The 9,270-nt window shown below is 43.7% G+C and carries 10 protein-coding genes and 1 pseudogene; 7 read left to right on the top strand and 4 right to left on the bottom strand.

Going from position 1 to position 9,270, the window contains the following annotated elements; translation table 11 throughout:
- From O9332_RS13690 to dxs, 3 genes and pseudogenes are all read left to right on the top strand, one after another.
- A pseudogene (locus tag O9332_RS13690) lies at positions 1-186 on the top strand (hypothetical protein); the annotation flags it as partial.
- Positions 187-188: 2 nt separating this feature from the next.
- Positions 189-959 (top strand): nickel pincer cofactor biosynthesis protein LarB, encoded by a 771-nt coding sequence (gene larB, locus O9332_RS13695; RefSeq protein ID WP_288026021.1) that lies wholly within the window; start codon positions 189-191, stop codon positions 957-959.
- A gap of 73 nt (positions 960-1,032) precedes the next feature.
- Positions 1,033-2,943, top strand: a complete 1,911-nt coding sequence (dxs, locus tag O9332_RS13700) for a 1-deoxy-D-xylulose-5-phosphate synthase (protein WP_288026023.1) — start codon at positions 1,033-1,035, stop codon at positions 2,941-2,943.
- A gap of 69 nt (positions 2,944-3,012) precedes the next feature.
- Here the strand turns inward: dxs and O9332_RS28080 are convergent, their stop codons facing one another.
- The gene (locus O9332_RS28080; RefSeq protein ID WP_002758606.1) at positions 3,013-3,153 is read right to left on the bottom strand and encodes a hypothetical protein; all 141 of its coding nucleotides are present in this window, start codon (positions 3,151-3,153) and stop codon (positions 3,013-3,015) included.
- 228 nt (positions 3,154-3,381) lie between these two features.
- Here O9332_RS28080 and O9332_RS13705 point away from each other — a divergent pair, with 228 nt between their 5' ends.
- Genes O9332_RS13705 through O9332_RS13720 form a run of 4 tightly spaced genes read left to right on the top strand, consistent with a single transcriptional unit; the run spans position 3,382 to position 5,073 of the window.
- Positions 3,382-3,618: a DUF433 domain-containing protein gene (locus tag O9332_RS13705; protein ID WP_002758607.1), complete on the top strand. Its 237-nt coding sequence runs from the start codon at positions 3,382-3,384 to the stop codon at positions 3,616-3,618.
- Positions 3,615-3,968, top strand: coding sequence for a DUF5615 family PIN-like protein (locus O9332_RS13710; protein ID WP_002758608.1), 354 nt, complete (start codon positions 3,615-3,617; stop codon positions 3,966-3,968). The genes O9332_RS13705 and O9332_RS13710 overlap by 4 nt, the downstream gene beginning before the upstream one ends.
- Positions 3,969-3,988: 20 nt before the next feature.
- A complete protein-coding gene (locus O9332_RS13715; protein WP_002758609.1) occupies positions 3,989-4,468 on the top strand; it encodes a hypothetical protein in 480 nt (159 codons plus the stop codon).
- Positions 4,465-5,073 (top strand): PIN domain-containing protein, encoded by a 609-nt coding sequence (locus O9332_RS13720; protein ID WP_002752169.1) that lies wholly within the window; start codon positions 4,465-4,467, stop codon positions 5,071-5,073. The genes O9332_RS13715 and O9332_RS13720 overlap by 4 nt, the downstream gene beginning before the upstream one ends.
- Before the next feature lie 110 nt (positions 5,074-5,183).
- Here the strand turns inward: O9332_RS13720 and O9332_RS13725 are convergent, their stop codons facing one another.
- From O9332_RS13725 to O9332_RS13735, 3 genes are all read right to left on the bottom strand, one after another.
- On the bottom strand, positions 5,184-5,378 hold the full coding sequence (locus O9332_RS13725) for a type II toxin-antitoxin system VapB family antitoxin (RefSeq protein WP_002752171.1): 195 nt from the start codon (positions 5,376-5,378) through the stop codon (positions 5,184-5,186).
- Between the two features lie 393 nt (positions 5,379-5,771).
- Positions 5,772-7,682 (bottom strand): serine/threonine-protein kinase, encoded by a 1,911-nt coding sequence (locus tag O9332_RS13730; protein ID WP_288026027.1) that lies wholly within the window; start codon positions 7,680-7,682, stop codon positions 5,772-5,774.
- 362 nt (positions 7,683-8,044) lie between these two features.
- Positions 8,045-8,671 (bottom strand): TetR/AcrR family transcriptional regulator, encoded by a 627-nt coding sequence (locus O9332_RS13735; RefSeq protein WP_002758614.1) that lies wholly within the window; start codon positions 8,669-8,671, stop codon positions 8,045-8,047.
- Positions 8,672-9,270: the final 599 nt, after the last annotated feature.

Here is a 9,270-nt window from a genome sequence, read left to right on the forward strand (position 1 = left end):
GACTGGATTCTGCGTTACTGGTGTAATGTGATTATTTTTTTTTATCCTGCCCTTCCCCACTCTCCCCACTTACCCACTTCCCCACTTCCCCACTTCCCCACTTCCCCACTTCCCCACTTCCCCACTCTCCCACTTCCCCACACCCCACACCCCACACCCCACACCCCACTTCCCATTGATAACTGATCATGTTCCATGCTGCCGATTTGCGATCGCTGCTGACCGCCGTTGCCAGGGGAGAAATTAACCCGGAGACAGCCTTAGATAAACTTAAACATCTGGCCTTTGAACCGGTGGAAGACTTCGCTAAAATTGACCATCATCGTCAATTAAGAACGGGATTTCCGGAGGTTATCTGGGGGCCGGGTAAAACCACCGCTCAAATCGCCCAAATTATCGGTGTATTGCGTCAAAATAGTCCCGTGGTTATGGCCACCCGCATTGAAGCAGAGATAGCGGCCCAGCTACAGGAACAGGTGACAGACTTAGTTTATTATCCCTTAGCCCGCATCTGTGCCATTGCCGCAGCCGCTCCAGAAAATCCCCCAAAAGGTACAATTTCCATCCTAACGGCGGGAACTGCCGATATTCCCGTAGCGGAGGAGGCGGCGGTTACTGCTCAATTATGCGGTTTTTCCGTGCAGCGTCTCTGGGATGTGGGAGTAGCGGGAATTCATCGCCTCTTGAATCATCGCCATCTACTGGATGCTGCCGATGTGTTAATTGTTGTTGCGGGAATGGAAGGAGCCTTACCAAGTGTGGTAGCGGGATTAGTTGATCGCCCGGTGATCGCCGTTCCCACCAGTATCGGTTACGGAACCAGTTTCGGTGGTATTGCTCCTTTGTTAACTATGCTCAATTCCTGCGCGGTCGGTATCGGTGTGGTTAATATCGATAATGGTTTTGGGGCTGCCATGTTAGCCAGCCAAATTTTACGCACGGCGGCCAGATTAGCCTAGATTTTCCCTCATCTCAGGCTGAAAATCCTATACAGTTGGTATAGGGATAAACTACTTTGAAAAAGAAGCCGATATGCACCTAAGTGAAATTACTCATCCCAACCAGTTACATGGTTTATCACTCCGTCAATTAGAAGATATTGCCCGTCAGATTCGCGAAAAACACCTCCAGACGATCGCCGCTACCGGTGGACATTTGGGACCGGGGTTAGGAGTCGTAGAACTAACGATCGCCCTTTACCAGACCCTCGATCTCGATCGAGATAAAGTCCTTTGGGACGTGGGACACCAAGCTTATCCGCACAAACTCCTTACCGGTCGCTATAACGATTTTCACACCCTGCGCCAAAAAAACGGCGTTGCGGGCTATCTAAAACGTTGCGAGAGCAAATTTGACCATTTTGGGGCTGGACACGCCTCTACGAGCATTTCTGCGGGGTTAGGAATGGCTTTAGCCCGGGATGCCAAGGGGGAAGATTTCAAGGTGGTATCGATCATCGGGGATGGCGCTTTAACCGGGGGTATGGCCCTAGAGGCGATTAACCATGCTGGACATTTACCGAACACCAACATCATGGTTATCCTCAACGATAACGAGATGTCCATTTCCCCCAACGTCGGGGCAATTTCCCGCTATCTCAATAAAGTTCGTCTGAGCGAACCCGTCCAGTTTATCGCCGATAATCTCGAAGAACAATTTAAAAATCTACCCTTTTTCGGTGACTCCCTCACTCCCGAAATGGAACGAGTCAAAGAAGGAATGAAACGGTTAGCAGTTCCCAAAGTCGGCGCAGTGATTGAGGAATTGGGCTTTAAATATTTTGGCCCGATTGATGGTCATAATATTCCCGAATTAATCGCCACTTTTAAACAGGCCCATAAGGTCCACGGACCGGTTTTCGTCCACGTTGCCACCGTTAAAGGCAAAGGCTACGAATGGGCCGAAAAAGATCAAGTGGGTTATCATGCCCAAAATCCCTTTAATTTAGCCACGGGTAAACCGATTCCCTCCAGTAAACCGAAACCTCCCGCTTATTCCAAAGTTTTCGGGCATACTCTCACTAAATTAGCGGAAAATGACCCGCGCATTATCGGTATCACCGCCGCCATGGCCACGGGGACGGGATTAGATAAATTTCAGGCAAAACTGCCGAAACAGTACATCGATGTGGGAATTGCCGAACAACACGCGGTTACTCTCGCTGGTGGTCTTGCTTGCGAAGGAATGCGCCCGGTTGTCACTATTTACTCTACTTTCCTGCAGCGGGCTTTTGATCAGATTATTCATGATATCTGCATTCAAAATCTCCCGGTTTTCTTTTGTATGGACCGGGCCGGTATTGTCGGGGCCGATGGACCGACCCACCAAGGGATGTACGATATCGCCTATCTGCGTTGTATCCCCAATATGACCATTATGGCCCCGAAAGATGAGGCGGAACTGCAAAGAATGGTGGTGACGGGGATTAATCATACCAGCGGCCCCATTGCCATGCGTTACCCCCGGGGCAACGGTTTAGGGGTTCCCCTGATGGAAGAGGGTTGGGAAGCTTTACCCATCGGTAAGGGCGAAATTCTCCGCAGTGGCGATGATGTTCTCCTGTTAGGATACGGCACGATGGTCAACACTTCCCTACAGGTGGCCGAAATCCTCAGCGAACACGGCATCGAAGCCACAGTGGTTAATGCTCGTTTTGTCAAGCCCCTTGATACAGAACTTATCTTTCCCCTTGCCCAACGTCTTGGTAAAGTGGTGACTTTAGAAGAAGGTTGTTTGATGGGTGGTTTTGGTTCTGCGGTTTTGGAAGCTTTACAGGATGCTAATATTCTAGTTCCGGTCAAGCGTTTCGGGGTTCCCGATAAATTAGTGGACCACGCAACACCAGAGGAATCCTTCGCTGATTTGGGTTTAACCAGTCCCCAGATTGCCCAACAGGTTTTAGCGGCATTTTTTAGCCAAAAACAAACCGCTAACGTCGGTTAAAATCTCAAGATTAGCTTGGCCAGTTTTCCCGAAAAATTAGGGAAGACTGGTTTTTTTTGGTCTAGATAGTCAATGAAGACTGCCGGAAATAAATAGTGAGGGGAACGAACCACAGAGACACAAAGGACACAAAGATCGATCACTACTATATAAGTTAAATTTATCACACAAAGAATAAGAGAGTCCAGTAGCTTTAAGAGCATCAGCCATGAGTTGGTCATCAATGACAGTGTTAGTTCTCGTAGTATCCCTAGTTGTGTATAGTAGATTAAACCCCTTGCATAATTAATTTGTGAGGGTTCAAAAATGAGAAAAAAGGTTAAATTTTGTCAAGAAATTGCTTGAAGTTTTGTAAAGTAACTTGACTTAAAGACAGAATTGTGCATAGTAGAAGTAGGCGGAGAGAAGATTGGACGATTACAAGCAACTGAATTACCTATGGAAAACCAACTTTGGCAGCGAATCACACTCGATTTAAATATCTGTCATGGCAAACCTTGCCTTCGAGGATTGCGTTATCCTGTTGAATTTATCCTAGAATTACTTAGTTCTGGCATGAGTATCGAAGATATTTTAGCCGACTACGATGATTTGGAACGGGAGGATATTCTAGCGGCGTTATTGTTTGCCACTCGATTAACTCAGGTAAAAAGCATCTACCAAATTGCACCATGAACTTTTTAGTCGATGCCCAATTGCCAGTTCGTTTAGCCCGTTTTTTGCAAGCTGCTGGTCATGATACAATTCATACTAAAGATTTACCCCAACAAAATGCCACGACAGATACAGAAATTAACGCTCTTTCAATTAAACAAAATCGTATTGTTATTACCAAAGACACAGATTTTCTCGATTCATTTTTGATTAATCAAGAACCTTATAAGCTTCTGCTAGTGACTACGGGTAACATTACGAATGTTGAATTAGAAGCATTATTTCAGAATAATCTACCCCAAATAAAAGCACTTTTTACTCAACATTCCTTAATAGAAATGAGTCGCAACTCAATCATCGTTCATCAATAATTTTACGCGGGGTGCTGTGTATGGTTTCATCAGTTCATCTTATGGCTTCTGGCTGGGATTTAGCAGTTAATAACCGCAATGGTCAACTCGCTCTTGTGGTTGAGGTCAAGTGCAAAACCAACGTATCCCAAGAATGGGCGGCAAAACTCCGACGCAATATTCTGGCACACGGTACTTTTGCCAAGGCTCCCTATTTTTTGCTGGTCTTTCCTGACAGATTTTACTTATGGAGTAATGTTGGGGCTTTTCAGGAGCAGAGTGAACCTAGTTATATGATTGATGCCAGTCCCATTCTTCAGCCTTATTTTCAACGAGCAGGGGTAACGAATGACCAAATTAGTAGGCAAAGTCTTGAACTAATTGTTGCTTCTTGGTTGGGAGAGATTATTCATTCTGAAAAGCCGCCTGAAGCTCTCGATGATTCTCAGCGTTGGTTGATTGATTCAGGGTTGTATGCTGCTTTAGCTGGGGGAAAATTTCAGCGTGAGGCAGCGGCGTGAATATCTATGTTGAAACAAATTTTGTTTTAGAGCTAACCTTCGAGCAAGAGCAGTGTCTAAGCTGTGAGCAGATTCTGCAACTTTGTGAAACAGGACAAGCCAAACTAATTATTCCAGCATATAGTCTAGCTGAACCTCACGAAAAACTGACTCGTCAAGCAAAGAGTCGTCGGGAACTTCAACAGTTACTAGATACTGAGTTACGTCAACTTTCACGCACAGCTTCTTATGCAAGTCGGATCAAGAGTATTCAAGATATTGCTAGTTTAATGGTGCAAAGCAATGAAGAAGAACGACATCGTTTTAATAAATATCGAGAACGCCTCCTCAAGGTAGGAGAAATTGTGGCACTTACTGCTGATATTTTAATCGAAGCAGCATCTTATGAAAAGATATATGATTTAACGCCACAAGATGCTCTTGTCTATGCCTCGGTACTTCATCATTTACGACGTTATCAGCCACAGCAGGCGTGTTTTTTGAATCGAAACTCAAAAGACTTTGATAGTCCTGACATTGTTGAAGAACTGAATCAATTCAACTGTAGGATGATTCCCCGATTTGATCGTGGTTACAGTTTTCTTCAGTCGCAGTTATCGTCCTAGTAGCTGAGATCAAGCTTTTCGGTTGAGTTGAGCGCTTTAATACTTAGGAGAAAACTGCTCGATTCAATAATTTGAGCGAAACCCAACATTCTTTAACGACATCGTAAGAATCATTGATTGTGCCTCATTTCCTCAAGGTTTCCTTCCCATTTAAGCTTACCTTTAAAGGCTTTAATTTTCTCCTGTTGTTTGAGCCGAATCAAAGTCTTAAGACCCAATTCAACAACTTCTTGTTTAGTCTTTAAACCAGTAGCTTTAAGAGCATCAGCCATGAGTTGGTCATCAATGATAATGTTAGTCATCATCCTATCCCTAGTTGTGTATAGTAGATTGTTAATATACACATTATATAGGGTTTGCTGAATAAATGTGAGATGTAAGCAAGGTAGAGATTTTGTGGCTTTTCTCGCAAAACAGGTGCAAGATTGTGAGAGAATCGTCGTTCAAAATCTTGCGTCTTTATCGGCCCGCGTCCTGTAGGGGCGAAGCATTCGGACAATAACCTATCGGTGAAACTGTAGATTTTCTATCCGAATGCTTCGCCCGTACTTTTTGCCGCATACCCTACTTAGGAGAAAACTGCTCGATTCAATAATTTGAGCCAAAACCCAACATTTTTAAAGACATCGGTGCAGTTTCCCGCAAGCGTCGCTCATTTTTGATAGACAAAAGTTATTGCTGTCACCCCAAACACAAGTTTACTGTCTCACCCGCCAAATTTTGATAGTTTTGTCAGCACTCCCACTAGCTAAATAGCGACCATCGGGACTATATGCTACTGAGAAAACTGTCTCAGAATGACCGGTAAGGGTACGCAATTCGTTTCCCGTTGCTACCTCCCAAATTTTGATAGTTTTGTCCTGACTCCCACTAGCTAAATAGCGTCCATCGGGACTATATGCTACTGACCTAACTACCTCAGAATGACGAGTAGGGGTACGCAATTCTCTTACCGTTGCTACCTCCCAAATTTTGATAGCACCGTCACCAATCCCACTAGCTAAATAGCGGCCATCGGGACTATATGCTACTGATAAAACCCCCTCGGAATGACCAGTAAGAGTACGCAATTCTTGTCCCGTTGCTACTTCCCAAATTTTGATAGTTTTGTCACTACTACCACTAGCTAAATAGCGGCCATCGGGACTATATACTACTGACCAAACCCCTTTAGAATGACCAGCAAGAGTACGCAATTCTTTTCCCGTTGCTGTCTCCCAAATTTTGATAGTTTTGTCCGAACTACCACTAGCTAAATAGCGGCCATCGGGACTATATGCCACTGACCAAAACGTCATATAATGACCAGTAAGGGTACGCACTTTTCCCGTTGCCACCTCCCAAATTTTGATAGTTTTGTCAAGACTCCCACTAGCTAAATAGCGGCCATCTGGACTATATGCCACTGACCAAACCGTCATAGAATGACCAGTAAGAGTACGCAATTCTGTTCCCGTTGCTGTCTCCCAAATTTTGATAGTTTTGTCCGAACTACCACTAGCTAAATAGCGGCCATCGGGACTATATGCTAGTGAATAAACCTGGCCAGAATGACCAGTAAGGGTTTTATCTACAGGTGAAACTGGCGGAGAAGGATTAATCTTAGGAATAACTGGCGGTTGTTTTTGAGTTACAACAGGCTGCGGATTTGCTGCTGGTGGAGATGGTCTATTAGGAGTTATAGTAGGTAACTTTAATTGCCGTTCAATCTCATCCAAACGCTGTAAAATAACCCTAGTATTAGCCGGTCTATTCTTTGGCAATCTTCCCATCAACTCATCAATAAAATCCAACAATAACGGGTGAATATTTTCCGTTTCTTCTCGCCAAGCTAAAACATCATTAACCGCATCATAAATTTCTAAGGGATGTTTTCCGGTTAATAAATGTACAAAAGTTCGTCCTAAAGCATGAAAATCTGATTGAATCACTGCTTGGCCATGTTGTTGTTCATTGGGTGTATATCCAGCTGAGGTAATACCTGTCACCTGTTGACCTTTTACCTTTTGATGATAGGTTTGGGTTTCTTCCCTTGCTGTGCCAAAATCAATTAACACCAACTCGCCACTATTCCGCAGCATAATATTAGGGGGTTTAATATCTCGATGCAGCCAATTCTGTTGATGAATTTTATCCAGAATTAAAGTAATTTCTCTCAGCCATTTAAAAGCCCGTTTTTGACTTAATTTATCATACTGCTTTAGCCACTGTTCTAAATTAATCCCCTCCACTTTTTCCATAACTAAACAGTGTAATATTTTCCCTTCTCTCGTGGAATATTGAAAATAGGTATCTGCGCGAGGAACACCGGTGACATTTTGACGACTCAACTCTAATAAAACGTCATATTCCCGTTTAAATAATTCCACTGCCTTCGGGTCATTATTCCATTTTTCTTGTAATACCTTGAGGATTTTGGCTGTAAAACCCTCAAAAGCCTCATAAACAATGCCAAAACCAGTCGTATCACTCAATAACCGACTTACCCTATATTTACCATTTAACAACAACTCAGAGCCGCAACTTTGACAGTAACGAGTATTCGAGTTATTATTGCTCGGATGGTCTGGTTGAGAACAATCGGGATTAATACAGTAACAGGGTTTCATCTCGGCTATCAGTTATTTTATTGAGTGAATAATTGAAAGTTTTCCCTTACCTGTCTTTGAAGGCATTTTATCATAAGTAAGTAGGCGTTAAAAATTATCAGATGCCCCCCTTATTAAGGGGGATCCCCCCGCCTATCGGCACCCCCCTTATCAAGGGGGGCAGGGGGGATCGGCACCCCCCTTATCAAGGGGGGCAGGGGGGATCGGCACCCCGCTTATCAAGAGGGGCAGGGGGGATCGAACCTAAAATCCATTTTTAATTTAATTATAACCAGCTACTTAAGTAAGCTAAAACGGATTTTAACCGCCTATCTTTAGATTAGCTGTCTCGGAGTCTCGACTAGGAAATTAATTTTGCACGACTACTTAACTAACACTCCATTCAGAAAAATTTCGGCAATACCTTCGGCCATTTCTTGTAAAGCTAAGGGGGAAGCATTACTATCTAAAATAGTTTCACTGGAAAAACCGGCAATTGCGAACATTCCTAGAAAAACCTGGGCGACAATTTTCGGATTCATGGGACGATAGACACCACGATCGATCGCTGTTTGAAAAAAAGCCTCGGCCACATCGGTCATTTTAGCAATTACCTCCGATTGAATTCGCTCTTTTAATTCGGGATGAAATTGCGCCTCTATAAAACAAACTCGCAATAAATCGCTATTTTCTCGCATTCTCAACACCCTACGTCGCATCACCTGCGCTACCGCTTTATAACTGCCCATTTCGCTCAATTCCGTCAGCAAGTCGGTGAGAATATCCACCCATCCCCTAGTGGCCACTTCGATTAAAATCGCCTTTTTGTTGGGAAAATAACGAAATAAAGTTCCTTCTGCCACATTTGCTTTTCCTGCTAGGTCTTTGGTCGTGGTTCCTTCATAACCCTTAGCGGCAAATAAACGTAAAGCGGCCTGTAGAATACGACTACGAGTATCTTCTTCCCCAGAATTGGTCTCAGTTAGGGAACGTTGAAAAAGACTTTGCATAATTTATTGACAGCTAGAACGGGATAGAGCCATTGTCATCGATCAAGTCAGGTGTTTACTCAAATGCTTCATAAAATTTTGAGTAATTGGAGTAACTTGGCCTTTAACAACGAGCGCACGAGCTTGACAATGGGCTAAGTTTCCAGCCAAGATAACCGAAAGATTTTCATTCTCCCAGATAAAGCCTAGTTCTAGACCCAAATCCGGTAATGATTCGGTAGTAAGCTAAACGGCGCTTAACCTGCATGATCCAACAGCTATAACCCTTTTGGAGTCTATATCGGTGATCCGAAGTAAAAGCCGTTTAGCTTAGTGGCGTAGCCCTCTTGGGCTCTTCTGGTTTCTGTGTGGAGGGAAGAAGAATAGGGATAATTTTATAGAAATATAGTCTTCAAAGCCTTGCCTAGCAAGACTCCTACGAATGATAATCAGTGCTTATCACACAAAGTAGAGAAGAGCCCCTCTTGCTTACCTGGTATGAATTGTGTAAAATATTTATGAATAAAAATAATTGGAACCCGATCAGTCTTTAAACCTCTAGCTTGATCATGACTTTTCTGATAAATATCTTTTTCTGGCTCCTGTCTGGCTTACTCAAA

It is taken from the genome of Microcystis sp. LE19-10.1B (assembly GCF_027530565.1).
Lineage (GTDB): Bacteria > Cyanobacteriota > Cyanobacteriia > Cyanobacteriales > Microcystaceae > Microcystis > Microcystis aeruginosa.

Bases quoted from the DNA above. Each gene is read 5' to 3' on its own strand.
- larB (WP_288026021.1), top strand. From the start codon at position 189: ATGTTCCATGCTGCCGATTTGCGATCGCTGCTGACCGCCGTTGCCAGG.
- dxs (WP_288026023.1), top strand. From the start codon at position 1,033: ATGCACCTAAGTGAAATTACTCATCCCAACCAGTTACATGGTTTATCA.
- O9332_RS28080 (WP_002758606.1), bottom strand. From the start codon at position 3,153: ATGGCTGATGCTCTTAAAGCTACTGGACTCTCTTATTCTTTGTGTGAT.
- O9332_RS13705 (WP_002758607.1), top strand. From the start codon at position 3,382: ATGGAAAACCAACTTTGGCAGCGAATCACACTCGATTTAAATATCTGT.
- O9332_RS13710 (WP_002758608.1), top strand. From the start codon at position 3,615: ATGAACTTTTTAGTCGATGCCCAATTGCCAGTTCGTTTAGCCCGTTTT.
- O9332_RS13715 (WP_002758609.1), top strand. From the start codon at position 3,989: ATGGTTTCATCAGTTCATCTTATGGCTTCTGGCTGGGATTTAGCAGTT.
- O9332_RS13725 (WP_002752171.1), bottom strand. From the start codon at position 5,378: ATGATGACTAACATTATCATTGATGACCAACTCATGGCTGATGCTCTT.
- O9332_RS13730 (WP_288026027.1), bottom strand. From the start codon at position 7,682: ATGAAACCCTGTTACTGTATTAATCCCGATTGTTCTCAACCAGACCAT.
- O9332_RS13735 (WP_002758614.1), bottom strand. From the start codon at position 8,671: ATGCAAAGTCTTTTTCAACGTTCCCTAACTGAGACCAATTCTGGGGAA.